The 20,447-nt window shown below is 68.7% G+C and carries 16 protein-coding genes; 10 read left to right on the forward strand and 6 right to left on the reverse strand.

Annotated features, from left to right (window positions below):
- The first annotated feature begins 6 nt into the window (after nt 1–6).
- The 4 genes from C4T78_RS04295 to C4T78_RS04310 all read left to right on the forward strand — a co-directional run bounded on the left by C4T78_RS04295 (nt 7) and on the right by C4T78_RS04310 (nt 3,138).
- On the forward strand, nt 7–1,152 hold the full coding sequence (locus C4T78_RS04295) for a sedoheptulose 7-phosphate cyclase (protein ID WP_235863032.1): 1,146 nt from the start codon (nt 7–9) through the stop codon (nt 1,150–1,152).
- Nucleotides 1,149–1,700 carry a VOC family protein gene (locus C4T78_RS04300; protein WP_093346972.1) on the forward strand — a complete coding sequence of 184 codons (552 nt, stop codon included), beginning with the start codon at nt 1,149–1,151 and terminating at the stop codon, nt 1,698–1,700. Before C4T78_RS04295 ends, C4T78_RS04300 begins: the two co-directional genes overlap by 4 nt.
- Entirely contained in the window at nt 1,697–2,191 is a 495-nt protein-coding gene (locus tag C4T78_RS04305) for a cupin domain-containing protein (RefSeq protein WP_093346971.1), read from the forward strand. Before C4T78_RS04300 ends, C4T78_RS04305 begins: the two co-directional genes overlap by 4 nt.
- A gap of 80 nt (nt 2,192–2,271) precedes the next feature.
- The gene (locus C4T78_RS04310) at nt 2,272–3,138 is read left to right on the forward strand and encodes an arylamine N-acetyltransferase family protein (protein ID WP_093346968.1); all 867 of its coding nucleotides are present in this window, start codon (nt 2,272–2,274) and stop codon (nt 3,136–3,138) included.
- On the opposite strand, the gene C4T78_RS04315 is transcribed toward C4T78_RS04310, so the two are convergent.
- Nucleotides 3,105–4,520 carry an MFS transporter gene (locus C4T78_RS04315; protein ID WP_093346965.1) on the reverse strand — a complete coding sequence of 472 codons (1,416 nt, stop codon included), beginning with the start codon at nt 4,518–4,520 and terminating at the stop codon, nt 3,105–3,107. The two genes, C4T78_RS04310 and C4T78_RS04315, sit on opposite strands and share 34 nt — an antisense overlap.
- A 510-nt stretch (nt 4,521–5,030) precedes the next feature.
- On the opposite strand from C4T78_RS04315, the gene C4T78_RS04320 reads away from it, so the two are divergent.
- Nucleotides 5,031–5,810, forward strand: coding sequence for an SDR family NAD(P)-dependent oxidoreductase (locus C4T78_RS04320; protein ID WP_093148869.1), 780 nt, complete (start codon nt 5,031–5,033; stop codon nt 5,808–5,810).
- A gap of 60 nt (nt 5,811–5,870) precedes the next feature.
- Here C4T78_RS04320 and C4T78_RS04325 read toward each other — a convergent pair whose 3' ends face one another.
- A complete protein-coding gene (locus C4T78_RS04325) occupies nt 5,871–7,361 on the reverse strand; it encodes an FAD-binding oxidoreductase (protein ID WP_235863031.1) in 1,491 nt (496 codons plus the stop codon).
- A 408-nt stretch (nt 7,362–7,769) separates the two neighbouring features.
- The gene (locus C4T78_RS04330; RefSeq protein WP_093346960.1) at nt 7,770–10,445 is read right to left on the reverse strand and encodes an ATP-binding protein; all 2,676 of its coding nucleotides are present in this window, start codon (nt 10,443–10,445) and stop codon (nt 7,770–7,772) included.
- 150 nt (nt 10,446–10,595) lie between these two features.
- Between C4T78_RS04330 and C4T78_RS04335 the strand changes: the two genes are divergently transcribed.
- A complete protein-coding gene (locus tag C4T78_RS04335; RefSeq protein ID WP_093346957.1) occupies nt 10,596–11,450 on the forward strand; it encodes an SDR family oxidoreductase in 855 nt (284 codons plus the stop codon).
- Between the two features lie 15 nt (nt 11,451–11,465).
- Here C4T78_RS04335 and C4T78_RS04340 read toward each other — a convergent pair whose 3' ends face one another.
- Nucleotides 11,466–12,425 carry a DMT family transporter gene (locus tag C4T78_RS04340; protein WP_093346954.1) on the reverse strand — a complete coding sequence of 320 codons (960 nt, stop codon included), beginning with the start codon at nt 12,423–12,425 and terminating at the stop codon, nt 11,466–11,468.
- Between the two features lie 31 nt (nt 12,426–12,456).
- On the opposite strand from C4T78_RS04340, the gene C4T78_RS04345 reads away from it, so the two are divergent.
- Nucleotides 12,457–13,008 carry a helix-turn-helix domain-containing protein gene (locus tag C4T78_RS04345; RefSeq protein WP_218161453.1) on the forward strand — a complete coding sequence of 184 codons (552 nt, stop codon included), beginning with the start codon at nt 12,457–12,459 and terminating at the stop codon, nt 13,006–13,008.
- A gap of 91 nt (nt 13,009–13,099) precedes the next feature.
- Here the strand turns inward: C4T78_RS04345 and C4T78_RS04350 are convergent, their stop codons facing one another.
- Both C4T78_RS04350 and C4T78_RS04355 read right to left on the reverse strand, forming a co-directional pair.
- The gene (locus C4T78_RS04350; protein ID WP_093346949.1) at nt 13,100–14,710 is read right to left on the reverse strand and encodes a GMC family oxidoreductase; all 1,611 of its coding nucleotides are present in this window, start codon (nt 14,708–14,710) and stop codon (nt 13,100–13,102) included.
- Between the two features lie 196 nt (nt 14,711–14,906).
- Nucleotides 14,907–15,878 (reverse strand): phosphotriesterase family protein, encoded by a 972-nt coding sequence (locus tag C4T78_RS04355; protein WP_093346947.1) that lies wholly within the window; start codon nt 15,876–15,878, stop codon nt 14,907–14,909.
- Nucleotides 15,879–16,385: 507 nt separating this feature from the next.
- Between C4T78_RS04355 and C4T78_RS04360 the strand changes: the two genes are divergently transcribed.
- Genes C4T78_RS04360 through C4T78_RS04370 form a run of 3 tightly spaced genes read left to right on the forward strand, consistent with a single transcriptional unit; the run spans nt 16,386 to nt 20,223 of the window.
- Nucleotides 16,386–17,120, forward strand: coding sequence for an NUDIX hydrolase (locus C4T78_RS04360; protein WP_093346944.1), 735 nt, complete (start codon nt 16,386–16,388; stop codon nt 17,118–17,120).
- On the forward strand, nt 17,117–18,253 hold the full coding sequence (locus C4T78_RS04365) for a 5'-methylthioadenosine/S-adenosylhomocysteine nucleosidase family protein (protein ID WP_093346942.1): 1,137 nt from the start codon (nt 17,117–17,119) through the stop codon (nt 18,251–18,253). The genes C4T78_RS04360 and C4T78_RS04365 overlap by 4 nt, the downstream gene beginning before the upstream one ends.
- Nucleotides 18,250–20,223 carry a hypothetical protein gene (locus tag C4T78_RS04370; RefSeq protein WP_093346940.1) on the forward strand — a complete coding sequence of 658 codons (1,974 nt, stop codon included), beginning with the start codon at nt 18,250–18,252 and terminating at the stop codon, nt 20,221–20,223. The genes C4T78_RS04365 and C4T78_RS04370 overlap by 4 nt, the downstream gene beginning before the upstream one ends.
- Nucleotides 20,224–20,447: the final 224 nt, after the last annotated feature.

Below are 20,447 nucleotides of genomic sequence, written 5' to 3' on the forward strand. Positions count from 1 at the left end.
ACAGCCATGGCCCATCAGTGGCAGGCCCAGGCCGAGCAGACCATCACCTACGAAGTCCGGATGACCGACGGCGTCCTCGACCCGTCCAACCGAGCGCTGCTGGACGCCGGAGCGACCGTCCGCACCGATGAGCCCCGCCGGTTCATCGTGATCGACGCCAACGTGCTCGAGATCTACGGCGATGCGCTCCGCAAGTACCTCGCGCACCACAACTGCGAGTACCGGTTGTGCGTGCTGTCGGCCTCGGAGGAGGCCAAGACCATGGAGTCGGTGTTCACCGTGGTCAACGGCCTCGACTCGTTCGGCATCTCGCGCAGGCACGAGCCGATCATCGCCATCGGCGGCGGGATCGTGCTGGACATCGCGGGCCTTGCCGCCAGCATGTACCGGCGCAGCACGCCCTACGTCCGGGTGCCCACCTCCCTGATCGGGCTGGTCGACGCAGGTGTCGGCATCAAGACCGGGGTGAACTTCGGCTCCCACAAGAACCGGCTCGGCACCTACTTCGCGCCGACCGCGGCGCTGCTGGACCGCGGCTTCCTGGCCACTGTGGACGACCGGCACATCAGCAACGGCCTCGCCGAGATCCTCAAGATCGCGCTGATCAAGGACGCGGTGCTGTTCGAGTTGCTGGAGGAGCACGCCGAACTGCTGCTCGCCGAACGGCTCACCGGCCAGACGCCCACCGGCGACGTGGTGGCGCGGGAGGTGTTCAGCCGCGCGGTCGGCGGCATGCTGGAGGAGCTGGAACCGAACCTGTGGGAGCAGAAGCTGGAGCGCCTGGTCGACTACGGCCACTCCTTCAGCCCCACCCTGGAGATGCGCGCTCTGCCCGCGCTCCTTCACGGCGAGGCCGTCACCGTTGACATGGCGCTCACCACGGTGCTGGCCGAGGCGCGCGGCATGGTGTCCACACCGGACCGCGAGCGGATCTTCCGCCTGATGCGCCGGCTCCGGCTTCCCGTCTGGCACCCGCTGCTGGAGACCGGTCTGCTGGAGCACGCGTTGCGGGAGACCACCCGGCACCGGGACGGGTTGCAGCGGATGCCGATCCCGGTCGGCATCGGCGGGGCCCACTTCCTGCACGACCTCACCGTCGCCGAGCTCACCGGCGCGGCCGAGACGCTGCGCGAGCTGGGAGGCGACCGATGACCCGGCGGGGCATCCCCGGCGCGGTCGCGGTGCACCACGTCGCCTACACGGTGCCGGACCTCGACCAGGCCGTCGAGTTCTTCACCGACGTCATCGGCGCCGAACTCGCCTACACGCTGGTGCAGGACGCCGCGGGCGACTGGATGACCCGCAAGCTCGACGTGGACGCCGCGGCCACCGCCCGCATCGCCATGCTGCGGCTGGGCCCGGTGACGAACCTGGAGCTCTTCGAGTACACCGCGCCCGACCAGCGGCGGCAGCTGCCCCGCAACAGCGACTGGGGCGGTCACCACCTGGCCATCCACGTCGCGGACGTCGACGCCGCTGCGGAGTACTTGCGGGCGCAACCGGGCGTTCGGGTGCTCAGCACCCCGGAGACCATCGCCGACGGCCCCATCGCGGGAGACCGCTGGGTGTACTTCACGACGCCGTGGGGGATGCAGCTGGAGCTGATCAACCTGCCCCCCGGGGCACCGTTCGAGCAGCAGACGGACGTGCGGCTGTACCAGCCGGACGGATCCTGGTCCGATCGAATAGGAGGTTCATGAGCCAGCAGCACGACGTTTCCCCCGAGCAGCCGGCGATCGTCCCGGCGGGCGAGGGCGAGACGATCTGGTTCGACGGCAACGTCTACACCGTCAAGATCAGCGGCAAGGCCACCAACGGAGCCCTGTCCGTCCTGGAATCCTCCATCCTGCCGGGATGCGGCCCGCCGCCGCACGTGCACACCGAGTCCGACGAGGTGTTCCACGTGCTGTCCGGCCAGCTGGAGTTCCAGGTCGGCGACTCGCGGTTCACCGGCAAGGCCGGGGACTACGTCTTCGTCCCGCACGGCACGCCGCACTGCTTCAAGAACGTCGGCGTGCACGTCGCGCACACGATCTTCGCCTACACCCCGGCCGGTTTCGAGGAGTTCTTCCTGGCGTCGGGCCAGCCGGCGGTGCCGAGCACGCCGGTGCCGCAGTGGGGTCCGGAGGAGTTCGCGAAGGCGGTGGCGATCGCCCCGCGCTTCGGCTGGGAAGGACCGAGCACCAAGTAGTTCGCCCGAACGCACCGCGCGCCGCCCCGGGCCGGGGCAGCGCGCGGTGCGCGCGCACGACCGGAACCGAGGGTAGGACCATGACGTTCACCGAGCTCAACCCGTTCCCGGTCACCGACCCGGTGGCCGGCTTCGACACCACCGCCTTCGACTTGGACGCCTACCTGCGGCGGATCGACCACCCGCGCGTCGAACCGTCCGCGGCCGCGCTGCGCTCGCTGCACAGCGCGCACGTGCGGGCCATCCCGTTCGAGAACATCGACGTCGCGCTGGGCAGGCACCGCGGGATCGAGCTGCCCGCCATCGTGGACAAGCTGGTCCGCCGCGACCGAGGTGGCTACTGCTTCGAGCACGGGCTGCTCTTCGCCGCCGCGCTGGAGGAGCTCGGGTTCACCGTCCGGCGCAGCTTCGCCCGGGTGCGGCCGGACCACGAGCGCGGCTCGTACACCCACATGCTCGCGGTGGTGCCCGTCGACGGGACGGACCACCTGGTGGACGTCGGCTTCGGCGCCTGGGTGATGCACCCGACGCCGCTGATCGACGGCGCCGAGGTGGACCAGGCCGGCTGGCGGCACCGGATCCGCCGGGACAACGGCCACTGGGTGTTCGAGAAGCACACCGCCGACGGCTGGGAGGCGCTGCACGCCACTCTCGGCCTGCCCGCCCGGCAGGTCGACTACGAGGTGTTCCACCACTACACCTCCACCCACCCGCGCTCCCCGTTCACCGGCCAGCTGGTGGTGATGCGGCTGACCGACGGCGTGGTGCGCAAGTTCGTCGGGCACCGGCTCATCACCGAGCACGCCGACGGCCGCGTGGAGACCGCCGAGATCACCACCGACCAGCTCGCCGGCACCCTGCGCGCGCTGGACGTCGAGCTGACCCCGGCCGAGCTCTCCGCGCTGCAGGAGTTCTACGAGTCCGCTGAGGACACCGAAGCGCTGTGACCGCGCTCGCCGGCGGACGCGGCCACCGGCTGCCGCTGCGAGAGGCGGAACAGCACCGCGACGAGCACCGCCACGCCGATGCACAGCGCACCGAGCACCCACAGCGAGAGGTCCATGGCGGCCGGGTACTCCGGGCCTGCCAGGGTTCCGGAGGTCCGGGCCGCCAGCACCGCGCCGATCACGGCGATGCCGAGGGTTTCCCCGGTCAGCTTGGTGGTGTTGAACATGCCCGCGGCCATGCCCGACTGCTCGGCGGGCATGCTGCTGACCGCCAAGCCGTCCAGCAGCCCGGTCGCGATGGCGATCCCCACGCCCATCAGCAGCAGCGGTCCCGCGTGCTGCTCGGTGGCGGCGAACCAGGCCGCGCCCGCACCGACCAGCACCAGGGCCGCGATCACCTGCACCGACGGCTCCACCCAGCGGGTGACCATCCCGCACAGGATCGGCACCACCAGCATCGGCCCGGTCAGCAGGATGACGAGCGCACCGGCCTGAGCCGCCGTCACGGGCTGCGTCGCCATGAAGTACGAGGGCAGGTACACCACCAGCGGGCCGAACACCGCGACGATCGCGATGTTGGCGGCGCACAGGCCGAGGAACCGGGAGGAGGTCAGCAGCCGGAGATCCAGCAGCGGGTCGGCGGCTCGCCGCTCGATCCTGATGAACAGCGGGAACAGGATCACCGCGCCCAGCAGCGCCAGCAGCACGAGCGGAGACGTCCAGCCCAGCTCCGGGCCCTCCACGAACACCAGGATCAGCAGCATCAGGGCGAGGGTGAACGTCGTCGTGCCCGCCCAGTCCATCCGGCCCGCCGCGGCGTTGCCCGGTGCGGACCGGAAGTCGGGCAGGAAGCGGAAGAACGCCAGCGCGATCAGGCCGATCGCACCGGGCAGGCCGAAGGTGCTGCGCCAGCCGAACGACTCCATCAGCAGCCCAGCCAGGGTGGGCCCGAAGGCGAGCCCGAGGCCGATGGTCGCGCCGAACAGCCCGAAGATCCTGGTCCGCGCCGCGCCGGTGAAGACCTGGGCGAGCATCGCGCTGGCGCCGGTCACGGTGGCGGCCGCGCCGATCCCGGCCAGCGCGCGGGCCAGGTCGAGCAGCACGATGTCGGTGACCACCGCGCTCACCAGCGCGCACACCGAGAACGACGCGACGCCCGCGAGGAACGTGCGGCGCCGGCCGTACCGGTCCGCGAGCGAACCGGTGACCAGCATGAAGCCCGCGAAGGTCGCGCTGTACCCGTTGACGACCCACTGCGTGGCCGCGAGCGTGGTGTCCAGGTCCTCGGTGATCCGGACGAGCGCGACGGAGGCCCCGCTCAAGGTGAACGGAACGAGGAACAGTGCGGTCAGCGAGATGAAGACCGTTGCGACGCGATTCATGTCAGGTGACTCCCCCGGAAGCGCTGCTCGTCGACGCCCGCATCAGGTCGGCGCGCACGGCCCCCCCTCGGCCCGGTTCACGACGTTTGGACGCGTTCTCGACGATAGCCGACGCGGATTTCACGCGGCGTTCGAATTACCCGCGCGTGACCGGGATCTCAATACCTCCGGGAATTGCGAGCACAACTGTCCACGTTCGACACTCGACCTGCCGATATCCGACGGGGAAACGACAGGAGAACCAGCTCGACCGCACCCCGCGAAACCACCGGAACGACTTCGCCGGACGCGCTGCCAGCGCATTCTCCCCCAGGCCAATAACACGTGAACATCGGGCGTACTTTTCACGATGGTGGAATATGCCAAATTGCACCATGCAGAGCCGCCGCAATCCGCTGAACAGCAGAACGGAAGCGAGAGGGAGATCGCACTCCGCGGATTCTCCCTCCGGGCGCGAAATTTCCGGATACGCTATCGATCGCACGACGCATGCGAGTGAAATGGAGCGAGATGGAACTCAAGCTGGAAGGCAAGACCGCGCTGGTGACCGGTGCCAGCAAGGGCATCGGCCTGGCCGTGGTCCAGGCGCTGGCCGCGGAGGGAGTGCAGGTCGCTGCATGTGCTCGCACCACCAGTGAGGCGTTGGCCGAGGCGACTCCGCTGACCCGGCAAGCAGATCTGTCCGACGCGGGGCAGACCGCGGAAATGGTGGAGTGGGCGCTCGGCGAACTGGGCGGCATCGACCTGCTGGTCAACAACGTCGGCGGCTCCCCGGCGCGCACCGACGGATTCCTGGCCATCAGCGACGAAGAATGGCAGCACGCGTTCGAGCTGAACTTCTTCAGCACGGTGCGCACCACCCGGGCGGCCCTGCCGAGCCTGCTCGAGCGCAAGGGGAACATCGTCAACATCGGCTCGGTCAACTCGCAGCTGGCCCTGCCGCGGCTGATCGACTACTCCGCGGCCAAGGCCGCGATGACCAACTTCGCCAAGTCGCTCGCCGAGGAGTACGGCGAAGCGGGTCTGCGGGTGAACACCATCTCCCCCGGGCCGACGCGCACCGCGGTCTGGACGTCCTCCGACGGGATGGCCTCCGGGCTGTCCCGCAGCGCGGGGATCGACCACGAGGAGTTCGTCTCGCAGGTGCCTGCGATGACCGGGCTCAACACCGGCAAGTTCACCGAGCCGGAAGAGCTGGCCGTGCTCGTGGTGCTGCTGGCCTCCGGCCGCGTGCCCAACATGAACGGCGCGGACCTGGTGGTCGACGGGGGAATGCTCAAGCAGCTCTGAGCTGAGTGACTGGGGACGGCGGGAACACAACCGGTTGTGTTCCCGCCGCCGTGTTCTCCGTCAGGGCCGGACCGACTGCCGGTGGCGGAAGACGTTGCCGGGATCCCAGCGCCGCTTCACCTCTTGCAGCCGGGGGTAGTTGCTCCCGTAGTACAGCTCCACACCGGACAGCCCGGACCGGTTCCACTCCGGGGCGTCGAGGTCGACGTCCGGGTAGTTGACGTAGCAGCCCGCGGTGCGCTCGTCGTGCAGCGGCACGCCGCCGGTCTCGGCGAACATGTCGTGGAAGAACGCGCGGATCCAGCTGAGGTTGTAGTCGTCCTCGGACGGGTCGGACCAGTAGTTCTGGATCAGCAGCTTCATCACCGAGTCGCGCTGGACCACCGCGGTGTCCTCCGCGGCCACCGAGTTGATCTTGCCGCCGTAGGCGGAGATCAGCAGCAGCGCGGTGTCGTTGCTGTAGTCGGGGCTGGTCAGGTACCGGTAGATGGTCCCGATCTGGTCATCCGACAGCGACGCGCGCAAGTACCCCGACCGGTACTTGGCCCGCAGGCTGGGGTTGGTCAGCGTCGGCGTGCCGGTGGCCAGCATCTGCGTCGCCTGCAGCCAGGGCAGCCGCCGCGGCGTCGCCAGCTGCGGCCTCGGCAGGTAGTCGCCCATCGAGGTGGTCACCGGACCGGTCGGGACCTCGACGCCGGCGCACACCTCGTCGAGGAACTGCGCCAGCACCGCCTCCGCGTCCGGCACCGACCCGTCCATCTGCGTCATCATCCCGATCTGACCGTTCGACCGGTGGTTGACCTGGAGGGTGGCGAACAGGCCCGCGGCGGGCGAATCGGGGTCCTGGTTGCGGACCTGCCAGTCGGCGAAGTTGCCGATCAGCCTGCGGAACGAGTCCTCGGTGATCGACTCCCAGTCCCAGGAAACCGCGCTGACCAGGACCTCGGCCGGCGGCGAGGGCAGCAGCGGCGCGGTCGGATCGGCATCGGCTTCCGGCGACCGGAGCCAGTAGCGGGTGACCACGCCGAAGTTGCCACCGCCGCCACCGGTGTGCGCCCACCACAGATCCCGGTTCGGGTCGTCGGCGTCCCGGGTCGCGATGACGATGTCGGCGGTGCCGTTCTCATCGACGACCACCACCTCGACCGCGTACAGGTGGTCGACGACGAGCCCGTGCTTCCGGGAGAGGAAGCCGTAACCGCCACCGCAGATGTGCCCACCGGCGGCCACCGAGTAGCACATCCCGCCGGGGAAGGTCACGCCCCGGAGCCGGTAAACGGTCTCGTAAACGTCGAGCAGCTCCGCCCCGGCTTCGACGGCGAATGCGTTCATCTCCCGGTCGAAGTACACCCGGGTCATCTCGGACAGGTCGATCACGACGTTGACGTCCGGGTTGTACACGAAGTCCTCGTAGCAGTGCCCGCCGCTGCGGACCGAGAGGCGTTTCTGCGAGTCGACCGCGTCCTGAACCGCGATTCGCACCTCGCGGCTGGAGGTGGGCAGGTAAACGTAATCGGGTCGGGCGACCCAGCGCTGATTCTTTCCGCGCACCAGGTCCCCATACCTGGCGTCGCTGGGCGAGACGCGGACCGGCGTCGACCGCTGTCCGTTCCCGGTCGAGCCGTTCAGTTCTACCGGCCGACTCTGTTCGGCCATTGTCCCAGTCATTGAATCCCCATAAGTTCTTCGTCGCGCCCGTTCCAATCAACGTGCGCATGCGGCGAGGCTACACGAACGGGTGAACGCGGGTGGCGGATTTTCCACTGGCGCGAGCAATTCTCAGCCACCCCTCAGCGGTTTACCGAATATTTCCGAAAATTGGTTGCCATTCCGGATGTTCTCCGGCACTCCGAGCGGTAGCGTGGATGGGTTGAACCCGGCCGGGAGCGGGTTTTCCCAGGCCGCACCTGCGGCCTGGCGTTCAGCGGCGCACCGATTTGTCCGGGCGCGCAGCGTCCGTCATCCGACTTCTGGAATATTCCGGAGCTGTCTGCGGGACGTGATCCCGAGTTTCCGGAAGATGTTGCGCAGGTGCGCGTCAACCGTGCGCGGACTGATGAACAGGTGGGTGGCCACTTCCTTCGACGTCGCGCCCGCAGCCACCTGGCGCGCGATGTGCATCTCCTGCGCGGTCAGGCGGTCGTAGGTGTGCTCGGAGCGGCTGCGGGCCACTTCGCCGGTCGCGCGCAGCTCGCCCGCGGCGCGCTGGGCGAACGCTTCCATCCCCATCCCCGACAGCTTCTCGTGCGCGAAGCGCAGGTGTTTCCGCGCGTCACGGCGCCGATTCGCGCGGCGCAGCCACTCGCCGTAGCGCAGGTGCGCCCGCGCGAGGTGCAGCGCCACCGGACTGTCCGCCAGGTGCTGGAGCGCCGCCAAGTGGTCGTCTTCCGCGTCGCTGACCAGTGCTCGTGCGCCTGCCGCTACGCCGAGGCCGAAGCCGGTTCCGGCGGATTCCGTGCGCTCCACCAGGGAATCCAGAGCCGACCGCGCGGCGGTGCGGTCACCGCACCGGACCGCGGCCTCCACCAGTTCGGGCAACGCGATGCCGGTGAGGAAGAGGTCGCCGTCGGCCACCACTCGCCCGGCTGCTTCCAGCGCGGCCGGGTAGTCGGCGAGGCCGTTGTGCAGCACGGCCGTCGCCCAGTGCGCGTTCGCCGCCAGCTGGCCGGTGCCCCGGCTCATCACCTCGGCGACCAGGTCGAGCACTTCCTGGCGCCGACCGCGCATCGCCGCCAGGTGCACCCTCGGGTACAGCTGCGACAGGTCGCCGAGGGCGTCGGCGACGGCTTCTTCCTCGGCGATCGCGGCCATCGCCCGCCCGAAGTCACCGGCGAAGACCGCGGACAGCGCCGCCTGCGACAGGCCGAGCCGGATGGTCATCGGCGAGCCGGTGGCCCGCCCGGACCGCACCAGCCACTCGGTGACCGCCGTGTGCAGCTCGATGTCCCACAGCTCGCCCGCCAACACCGTGGCCAGCGCAGGAACCCTCATCCAGCCGGCATCGTCACCGGTCAGGACCTGCCGCAGCGCAGGAACTCCGGCGCGGTGCCCCTCGGTGCGCAACAGCACCAGCGCGTCGAGAAGATCCGGCTGCCGCGACGACGGCGGCGCCGAGCGGGCCGCGTCGAGCACCCGTTCCATCACGCCCGCCGCTCTGCCGACGACGAGCCCCATCTCCAGCGCTGACACCAAGAACTCGCGCGACCGTTCCGGATCGTCGGCCGCGAGCCGTTGTGCGGCCCGCAGGATGAGCTCCGCTCCCTCGACGGCACCGTCCGCGCCTCGGACGAAGGCGATCCGTCCGCGCAGCAGCTCGACGGATGCGCGCTGGCGATCGTCCAGCGTTTCAGTGCCGATGCTGGCCAGCAGGTCCGCAGCAGCGTTCGCACCACCCGCGTCGAGCGCCGCTCCGGCGGCCGCGAGCGTGCGCCCGATCTGCTCGCCGGGATCGAGCGACAGCGCCGCGGCACGTTCAAGGAACGCTGCTGCTGCCGCCACTCCCCCGCGTGCTTGGGCGCGCGACGCCGAGGACTCCAACTCCGCCGCGACTCGCTCGTCGGGCCCGCTGGTCGCCTGAGCGCGGTGCCAGGCCCGCCGGTCCGGAGCGACGTCCGGGTCGGTGGCGTCGGCCAGCGCCTGGTGCGCCGCACGGCGCTGCTCCGGCGGTGCCGCGCGGTATGCGGCCGAGCGGGCCAACGGGTGGCAGAAGCGCGCACGCGTGCCGAAGATCATCAGCCCGGAGCCCTCGGCGGCGGCGCTCGCGGCGGTCACGTCGATGTCCATCCGCCGCGCGGCCGCCCACAGCAGGCCCGGATCGCCGGTGGGATCGGCGCTGGCGAGGATCAGCAGAATCCGCGCTTCCAGGGGCAATTCCGCCATCCTGGCCCGGAAGCTCCGCTCGATCCGGCTCGCGACCGGCGACGGAGTCGGCAGCGCGAAACCACCTGCTCTCGGCAGTTCGATGAGGGCCAGCGGGTTCCCGCGCGCCTCGGCGAGGAGGCGATCACGCACCCGCTCGTCGAGCGTCGCGGTCTTCGCCGCGGCCAGCAGCTCGCGCGCGTGGGCGTCGCTCAGGCCACCGATCGTCAGGCCCGGCAGCTCGTCCAGGCCCCGGACGGCGTCCTCGTCGCGGGCCGCGAACACCATCGCGATCGGCTCCGCTGCGATGCGCCTCGCCAGGAACGCGAAGGCTCTCGCCGAAGCGGCGTCCATCCAGTGCGCGTCATCGATGACGCACAGCACCGGCCGCTCCGCCGCGGCCGACGCCAGCAGTTCGAGCGCGGCGAGGCCGACGCGGAACGGGTCCGGCGTCCCGTCGGCCAACCCGAACGCGACAAGCAGGGAGTCGCGGTAGGGCGCTTCCAGGGAGTCGAGGTGGGTCAGCACCGAAACGCACAGCTGGTGCAGTGCCGCGAACGGCATCTCGCCCTCGAACTCCGACCCGGACGCGCGGATGATCTGAAAGCCCGCAGGCACCGCGCGCACGAGGTGCTCCAGCAACGCGCTCTTGCCGATGCCCGCCTCGCCGCGCAGGACGAGCGCGCCGCCCTCGCCCCGCTCCGCCCCGTCGGCGAGAGCGAGCAGCCGCTCGATCTCGTCGTCCCGGCCGAGGAGCCGAGGCGTGGTCCGATCCATGGGGAGATGCTGTCACCCGCGACACACCTATCGCGCCGCGGGCCAGCGGAAGTAGGTGATGGTCGCCGACGCGAGCGGGCGCGCACCGACGCGATCATCCAGTCATGCGCGGCTCGCGCGCACTGATCTCCGCAGCAGGAAGGCTCTCCCATGAACGCCCCCACCGTGCTCGTGACCGGCGCGACCGGAACCGTCGGTTCCGCGCTGATCCCCGCCCTGCGAGCCCGCGGCGCCACCGTCCGCGCGATGATCCGCGACCCCGAACGCGAGATCGCCGGCGTCGAGAACGTCGTCGCCGACCTGCGGGATCCGGGTTCGGTCACCGCGGCCCTGAAAGGCGTCGACGCGGCCTTCCTCAACAGCCCCTCGGCTCCCGACGCCGCCGCGCTCCAGATCCGGTTCGCCGACCTCGCCCGGGATGCGGGCGTGCACCGGCTCGTGCTCCTGTCCCAGTACGCGGCGCGCACCGACTCGCCGGTGCGTTTCCTCCGCTGGCACGCCGAAGTCGAAGCGCACGTGCGGGAGCTCGGGCTCGACCGCACCGTGCTGCGGCCCAACCTCTACCTGCAGGCGCTGCTCGGCTTCGCGGGCACCATCGCGCAGGGCTGGTTCGCCGCGCCCATCGGTGACGCCGCCATCAGCGCGATCGACACCAGGGACATCGCCGAGAGCGCCGCAGCCGTGCTGACGACCGCGGGGCACACCGGCCGCACCTACACGTTGACCGGCCCCCGCGCCGTCACCCATGCCCAGATCGCCGACGCGCTCTCAGCCGCCACCGGACGGACCATCACCTTCCGCGACGCACCTGCCGACCAGTTCACCGCGGCGCTGACCGGCGTCCTCCCGCCGTGGCAGCTCGACGGTCTCGTCGAGGACTACGCCCACTACGCCCGCGGCGAAGCAGCCGACGTGCACACCTCCGTCGCGGACCTCACCGGGCATCCCGCTCGCGACATCACCGACTTCGCCCGCGACTACGCCGCCGCGTTCCTCCGGGCCTGAACGCGCGCGGACGGATCAGCGCGAGGCAGCGCCGGTCTCCTCCGCGCCGCGGAGGAACTCGGCGTCGCCGGGAACTTCCGCGCGTTCCGGGGAGTTCCTGCGCCTCCGGGGCTTCAGCTCGCTGACGATCACTCCGAGGACGATCAAGACCGCGCCGAGGAGCGCGAGGCCGGGCAGGCGGTCGCCGGCGAGCCGCCCGATGACACCGCCCCACACCGGCTCACCGGCGTAGATGATGGTCGCCCTCGTCGGGGAGACGGCGCGCTGCGCCCAGTTCATGGTGAGCTGGATCAGGTAGCTCGCGGCGCCGAGGCCGACCGCCGCGATGAGCCAGACCCAGGAGAACGCCGGGACCGGCTCGCCGACGACCGGCATCATCAGCAGGGACAGCCCACCACCGACGAACAGCTGCACGACGGTGATTCTGCCGAGGTCGGCCTTCCCGGCGAACAGCCCGATCAGGATGATCTCCGCGGCGATGGCGACGGCGCTGATGAGCGTGGCGATCTCACCCGCGCTCAGGGAGATCCCGGCCGCGCCCGGCCCGGCCAGCAGCACCAGGCCGGTGAAGGCGAGCCCGATACCGGCCCAGGTCATCGGCCGCGGTGCTCTGCGGAGCAGCATCCACTGCAGCAGGGGCACCATCGGCACGTACAGCGCGGTGATGAACGCCGAGCTGCTGCTGCTGACCGTCTGCAGCCCCCAGGTCTGCAACCCGTACCCGAGGAAGATCGTCACTCCGATCGCGCTGCCCGCTCCCAGATCGCGCCAGGTTAGCCCGGCCAGGGCGCGCCGGAACACCACGAGCCCGATCAACCCGGCGGTCAGGAAGCGCACTCCGACGAAGAACAGCGGCCCGCTGTGGTTCATCGCGGTGTGGATGATCAGGAAGGTCGCTCCCCAGATCGCGGTGATGCCGACCAGCGCCGACTCGTGCTTGCTCAGCACCGGGAACCGCGAACGAATGTGCAACATATTGCACCACGCTATGTGTAAAATGCTGCACATGCAAGAGTCGCGCCCGGACGTCCTGGTGCACGTCGGGGAGAACCTGCGCCGCCTGCGCCGCTCGGCGGGCCAGAGCCAGGCCGCGCTCGCCGCCGCCGCGGGCGTGAGCCGGCGAACGATCATCAACCTGGAAGCGGGCGAGTCCAACATCAGCCTGTCCGGCCTGGACAAGCTCGCCGACGCGCTGGGCGCGACGTTCGTCGACCTGGTGGCCCCGCCGACCGCACCGAGCAACCGCATCGACGCGACCACCTGGCGCGGCGGCCACCCGGAGAGCCGGGCGGTCCTGCTCGGCAGCGCCCCGGCGCGCAACGAGGCCCAGCTGTGGACCTGGAGCCTCGCGCCCGGCGACCGCTACGACGGCGAGCCCGATCCCGACGGGTGGCACGAGATGGTCTACGTGACGCGCGGCCACCTGCTGATCGAACGCGACGAAGGACCGGTCCACGTCGCCGAAGGCGACTACGCCATCTACTCCAGCGCCCAGCACTACGCCTACGTCAACAGCGCGGAGATCACCACCACGTTCGTCCGCAACGTCATCTCCTGACGGCCCTGCGCGTTCCCGAAAGCGACCGAAAGCGTCCTCTGTGGACGACCGGCGATCAGTGGGACGGCAGCGGCAGCGCAGGACCCGGAGCTCAGCTCTGGATCAGGTCCGCGCAGCGTTCGCCGATCATGATCGAGGGGGCGTTGGTGTTGCCGCCGATGATGGAGGGCATCACCGAGGCGTCCGCGACCCGGAGGCCGTCGATGCCGAGGACCTTGAGGTCCGGCCCGACCACCGCTCGTTCGTCCGCGCCCATCCGGCAGGTTCCCACCGGGTGGTAGACGCTGTGCACGAAGTCCGGGAGGATCCGGCGCAGTTCCTTCTCGTCCGAGTACTGCTGCCCCGGTCCGATCTCGCCCTCGTTGTCGCCGACGCCGTCCATCACCTCGCGCACCATCTTGATGCCTTCGAGGAGCACATCGGCGTCCTTGCCCGCCTTCAGGTACGCGGGGTCGATCAGCGGTGCCGCCAGCGGATCCGCGCTGGCCAGGCGGACGGTGCCGCGGCTCTCGGGGTAGATCAGCGTCGGGAAGACGCTCTGCCCCGGCTTGGTCGACGGCGGTCGCACCGCCTTGTCGGAGTCCTGGTTCGGGATCGGGTAGACCCAGTACAGGCTCAGCAGCTGGAGGTTCGGGATCGAGCCGGCGTGCGAGGTGCGCACGAAGCCGGTCGCCTCGAACTGGGAGCCGCCCGCCCATCCCGACCCCGGCCGGAACCACTCCCGGGCGAGGCCGCGCGCGAAGTACGTCGGCGTCGGCCTGCGCAGGGCCGAGTCCATCCGGAACGACACCGGCACGAAGAGGTGGTCGTGCAGGTTGTCCCCGACCGGCAGGTCCGCCCGCACCTCGATGCCGTGCTCGCGCAGGTGCTCCGCCGGGCCGATGCCGGAGAGCATGAGCAGCTGCGGGGAACCGAACGCCCCGGCGGACAGGATGACCTCGCGCCCCGCCCGGATGACGCGTCGGCTCCCGTTCTTGCCGATGACTTCCACCCCGGTGGCGCGCGAACCGCTGAGCACCACCTTGGAAACGGTGGCGTCGGTGAGGACGGTGAGCGAGTCCACCGGGCGGCTGTGCAGGTAGCCCTTCGACGAGGAGTACCGCACACCGGGATCGGCGCTGAGCTGGATGGTCGCGATGCCCTCCTGGCCCTCCGCGTTGTAGTCGTCGAGCACCGGCACGCCGAGGCGGCTCGTCGCCGCGTCCATGAACCCCTGCGCGGCCTCGGTGAGCCCGCCCTGCTTGCGGACGCGGATCGGGCCGCCCGTTCCCCGGAAGTCGTTCGCACCGCCCTCCCAGTGCTCCAGGCGCTTGAACGCGGGCAGGACGTCGTCGTAGGACCAGCCCTTGCAGCCGTCGTCGGCCCAGCCGTCGTAGTTCTCCCGGTTGCCCCGGACGAAGAGCATGCCGTTGACCGAGCTCGATCCGCCCAGCACCTTGCCGCGGGTCTGGGGGATCTTGCGGTTGGCCGCGTGCTCCTGCGGAACCGACTTGTAGCCCCAGTCGAAGAACTTCTTGAGCTGCGGCGTGGAGTGCACCACCGCGATGGCGCCCGGGATGCTCAACAGGCTCTTCAACGGCCCCCGGTCGTCGCGCGCCCCGGCTTCGACCAGGACGACGCTGGATCCCCGTTCGGCGAGCCGTCGCGCCACCGCGCACCCGGCGCTGCCCGCGCCCACAACGACGTAATCAGCCTCAGCCATCCCGATGCCTTTCACCGCGAGCAGAACTTGTTCGGAGCAGTTCGAGCGTCAGGCAAGGCTAGAACACGTTCTATTCACTTGTCCATACGCGCAAGGCAGCAACTACCCCTGACAGCAACGGCATCCTTCCGCTACCGATCACATAGATGCCTCCTCCCCAGAACCGGTTCTGCTGCGAAGCGGTCCGCAGTAGGCGTCACGCGGAGAAGTAGCGGCGGGGGTTCTCCTCGAGCATCGTGGTGATCTGCTCCTCGGTGACTCCGCGCTCCCGCAAGGCGGGCAGGACGTCGTCGCTGATGTGGGTGTAGATCCAGTTCGGGACTGCCGCGACTCTGGCTCCCTCGGGGAACCAGTCGATGAAGCACGAGGCGTCGTGCGAGAGGACCATCCTCTCCGCGTAACCCCGCTGCGCGAGTTCGGCCACGGTCCCGACCCGGGCCTCGAACGGCAGCAGGACATCGAGCCCGAACCGGTCCATCCCGAGGTACGAGCCTGCGTCGGCGAGCTCGCGCAGGTAGTCGAGGTCGGTGCTGTCACCCGAGTGGCCGATGACGACCTTGGTCAGGTCGGCGCCCTCCTCGGCGAGCACCTTCTGCGCGATCAGTCCGGACCGGTTGTGCACGCTGGTGTGCACCGTGATCGGTGCACCGGTTTCGACGTGCGCTTGCGCGACCGCGCGCATCACGCGCTCCACGCCCGGGGTCAGGCCCCGCTCGTCGATGGCGCACTTGAGGAACGCGGCCTTGACCCCGGTCCCGGCGATGCCCTCGCGAATGTCGGCGACGAACAGCTCGACCATCGGTTCGGGGCCGTCGAAGAGCAGACCCGGCCCGGTGTGGTGGAACTGGATCGGAACCTCGTCGTAGGTGTAGACGCCGGTCGCCACCACGATGTTGATGTCGACCTGCTCGTTGATGCGCTGGATGCGCGGGATGTAGCGGCCGAGGCCGATCACGGTCGGATCGACGATGGTGTCCACGCCGCGCGCCTTGCACTGCCGCAGCTTCTCGACCGCGTCCGCGACCCTCGCGTCCTCGTCCCAGCGATCCGGGTAGTCGGGGTAGTTCTGCCGCATCTCCGCACCGAGGACGAACACGTGCTCGTGCATGAGCGTGACCCCGAGCCGGTCGACCGGAACCGGGCCGCGGACGGTGCGGACTTCCGCCATCGCGGATACCTCCTGAACACGAGAGCAGGTCTTGTTACCCGCATCACACGGCTGGAGCAGATCGGTAGTGTGTTTCGGCGTTCGAACGAAGTCAAGATTCGTCCCGCGTTCGTCCGTGAGCGACATGCGATGACCGGCCCACCCCCGGCCAGCCGCACACTTCGGCACCGAGCCAGGCCCGCGGGCTGCAGCTGACCCTGTACCCCGACGTGCTGGTGAGGCGATCGTCCAGATGTGCGATCCCACCTCTACGCACCGCCGCCGGGCCGACCAGCCTTAGACACAGTCACGTGCTGCTCAATGAGACACATCGATGAGCACTGTGGACAGTCAACTACTTCATCCCCGTCCTCCTCCGGACCGACTTGCTACCACCACCAGCAAACGACGGGAGCCACCGGATCTTGTCGACAGCTTGCTCGGAGCCGTACCCAGGTTGCTCTGCGCGGTGCGGGTCCCCCAGAAAGAGCATTTCTGTCACTTTGACAATAAAGTAGTGTCGGTCACGTGAACGACGATGAGAACTGGTCGGCCCCACGAGTTCTGGTGGCAGTTGACCTCGTCATCCTGACGCTCCGCTCCTCGAAGTTGCAGGTGCTGCTCGTGGAGCGGGGCGTCGCACCGTATAGCGGACTTCAGGCACTTCCTGGCGGGTTCCTGAACAACGCCGCCGAGGACATCGAGGGGGCGGCGCACCGCGAGCTGAGCGAGGAGGCACATCTCGACGGTGCCCAGCTACACCTTGAACAGCTGGGCACCTACGGCAAGCCCGGGCGCGATCCGCGCGGACGTGTGATCTCAGTGGCCTACCTCGCCATCGCCCCGAGCCTCCCCGAACCGATCGCGGGCACTGACGCCGCGAGCGCTTCGTGGCGACCGGTCGACGACGTTTTGAGCGGGGGCCTGAATCTCGCTTTTGACCATCAGCAGATCCTGGCCGATGGTGTGGAGCGAGCGCGGGCGAAGCTGGAGCGCACCGCTCTGGGTACCGCGTTCTGCCCGGAGATCTTCACGATTTCGGACTTGCAGAAGGTCTACGAGGCGGTCTGGGGTGTCTCGCTCGATCCGCGCAACTTCTACCGGAAGGTCCAGGGAGTACCTGGCTTTCTCGTCCCGGTGGAGTCGACCCGCAGAACAACGAAGGGGCGACCTGCGCGTCTGTACCGGGCCGGGACGCGCGCCGTGCTGAGTCCGCCGTTGACCCGCCCCGAACACCCGATACCAGTCGAGGAGGAACGTTGACGAACAATCTGGTCGTGATACTGACGGCCTTCGATCTCGAGTATCAGGCCGTCCGCGAGAAGCTCATCGACCCGCGGCTGCACCACCATGACAAGGGCTCGCTGTTCGAGGTCGGCCATCTGCGAGGCAGCGATTGCCGCATCGCTCTCGGGCAGACCGGCAAGGGGAACCATCCTGCCGCAGTGTTCGCTGAACGAGCGATGCAGCAGTTCTCACCGGCGGCGTTGGTGTTCGTCGGTGTGGCAGGAGCGCTGTGGGGCAAGACGAAGCTGGGCGACCTCGTCGTGGCGACCCATGTCTACGGCTATCACGGGGCCACCAGTGAGGATGACGGAGCGAAAGCCCGGCCACGTGCCTGGGAAACCGCACACTCCCTCCATCAGCTCGCACAGCACATCGCCCGTTCCGACGACTGGATGCAGGACTTGCGTGGCGAGTACACGCCCAAGGTTCACTTCGGCCCCGTCGCTGCGGGCGAGGTTCTGCACAACTCCCGCCATTCCTACGAGGCGCGCTGGGTCCGGGAACACTTCAACGACGCGTTGGCCATCGAGATGGAGGCCGCCGGCGTCGCGCAAGCGGGCCACTTCAACGGCGTGCCGGTCGCGATCGTGCGCGGCATCAGCGATCGCGCCGATGGAACGAAGAACAGCAGCGACGACGCCGACTGGCAACCACGAGCTGCGGCCGGCGCCGCCACGTTCGCCACTCATCTCGCCAAGCAGCTGATCGCCCGGCAGGAGCGCAACGCGATGAACAAAGAACGTGACTTCCCGAGCCACATCACCATTTCCAGCTCCGGTATCGCTGGCATCGTGGCTCGCGATGTTCACAACAGCAACGTCACCGTAGCTACCGGCTCCTCGCCCACCGCGACCGACCTGAGCGCTGAGCTGCGGGGACTGGCTGATCACCTTGCCCGTGTGCGCGCCAATGGAGCTGTCGACGACGCCACCTACAAGGCTGCCAGTGAAGAGCTCGACAACGCACGCCAGGCCCTGGAAACGACGGAACCCGAAGCCAAGAGCAAGGCCGTGCTGTCCTTGAAGCGAATGCGCGGCCTCGTCGACGACGTCGCCGAGCTCGTGACCAAGATCGCCACCATCATCACGGCGGTGAACAGTCTGTCATGAGCGAGGAGTCGGAGAAGCCCACGACGAAGGTGAGCGCCGAGCCGGGAGCCACGGTCGGCATCGTCGCGGACTCCGTGCACAACTCGACCGTGTACGTGAGTGCTCCGGCCGACCCGCCCGCCCGGAAGTACGAGGTCGGCCTCAAACTTCTGGACGGTGGCACTCCCGGCCGGGCCCGGGATCTCATCGGCGATGCCATCGCGCACGACTTCGACTCCGCCGAAGTGCGGTTCCACTGGATACTGGCACTGCTGAGCAAGCGCTCCTACCGGGACCTCAACGCGCAGGAACGAGATCAGCTCGATCAGACATCGAAGCTCGTGCATTCTTTTCCTGAAGGTGAGTGGAAACGCGCACTGTCTGCGGTGTGCAAGCTTCTGGATGCCACTGCAGGGCGTGAAGCCGACATGGCGGCCGCCATCGACGAACTGTTCACCACGCCGGCGAAGCAGCGCGACAAGATCATGCGGCACCTCGATCTGGTCCTCACCGGCGGGATGAAGGACCGTCTCTGGGCACAAGCCCGAGAGGCGGCCAAAGTCGATCAGGTGAGCAACGATCGCTTCGGCCGCGTGTGGGCCTACTTCCATCCTGTGCCAGCGCGACCGCGTATTCGGCCTGTGGCGAGTGTGTCCATCACCGATGGCGACCAGATACGGAGATTCTTCGGCACTACGCTATTCCTCCTCACCGTCGGCTACCTCGGGTGGCTGGTGCTGCTGCGCGCTGAGCCGATAGCCGTGATCGCCTACCTCCTTGCGCTCGTAGCCGGGTACGTCGCGGCCCGCAACGCGCTGGAATGGCGTTACCGCACGCTGCGCATGAGAACCAAGGAGCAGGTCTACTTCGGCCCAACCGAACGGCGGCGCGTTCCCGAAGGCGGGTTCGCAAATCGCGTCGACCAGTCCTTCGATCACTACTTCAGCAAGTACGCACCGGACGAGGAGAACCGCCAGCACTGGCTGTCCGCAACGGCCGGCGTCCGCAACGAGCTCCGCAACGAGATCGTCGAAATCTATCGTGAGACCAGAATCTCCATCGGAGAGATCAACTGGCTGATCGGTTACCTCGTGCTCGAAGTCCGCAAACGCTGGCGCGCGGGAACGCTGTTCGACTTCCAGCAGCAGTACCGGACCTCACCATCGACGAAGGCATGGTGCTTGCTATCGCTGGTGGCAGCGATCCCCGCAGCAGCCGTCGCTATTATCGCGGCGTTCCAGGCCGCACCGCTGCCTGCCGTAGCAGCCGCAATCGCCGCAGGACTCGGCGGGCGCACCGCAGCGCAGCGTGGTTTCCACATCATCGCCGAGCGGCGACGGTACGCCGAGGAATCTCTCGAGCAGGAGCGGGAGTTCACCAAGCGCGTGGCCGCCTACGACCGATGGGAGCGCAAGCTGGACTCCATCCGGCCGGGCGAGGACGAGATGGAAACATGGCTTATCGCAGATAAAACACTGCTGGTCGACAAGACACTGCGCCACTACCGGCTGGCATGGCGCGACATCATCGCCCACTCATTCCTGCAAACGCGCGCTACCGGGGCCAAACGGGCGCGCTTCGAAGGCTGCCCCTGGCGATACTCCAAGTACGACATCCGGCTGTTCCTCGTCAGCCTGGACGGAGTCCGCGAGATCAGCACTGAACTCAACTTCGAAACCGGCTCGTTCAACGGCGAGGAACGGAGCAACTACCGCTTCGACGCCGTTTCCTCCGTGCACGTAGCCACCACCAGCGCACTCAAATACACCCTCGAACTGACACTGAGCAACGGCCCGACCAGGAACATCCGCGTCACAGAACCCGATGACCAGCATCCCTCACCCGAAGAACACATCAACTCCTTCGTCACGCTCAACCTCGAGACCGCAGGATTCACCCCCACCCTGCACATTCTGGAAGGCATCGCAGCAGAGGGCAAAAGCTGGATCCACCGCGATCCGCACCGCCCCTCTCCACCTGGCCAGCGTTAAGGCAGGGCGTTGAAATTCGCTTGATCCGTCACTGCTGGGGACGAAGGTGCTCCTGATCTAGCTCGGTCAGGAGCACCTTCACGCAAGAGCCGAGCTTGCGCGCCGCCTATCCCGACCTCCCAACACCGCACCGCAGGTGCAGGTCAACGCTGCGTGCGCAGGTCAGCACAGTCCGGATCGGCCGGGCGGGGGCTCGCGGGGCCGATGGTTGCCAACCTCCGTGA

Source organism: Saccharopolyspora kobensis (assembly GCF_900108315.1).
GTDB classification, from domain to species: Bacteria; Actinomycetota; Actinomycetes; order Mycobacteriales; family Pseudonocardiaceae; genus Saccharopolyspora; species Saccharopolyspora kobensis.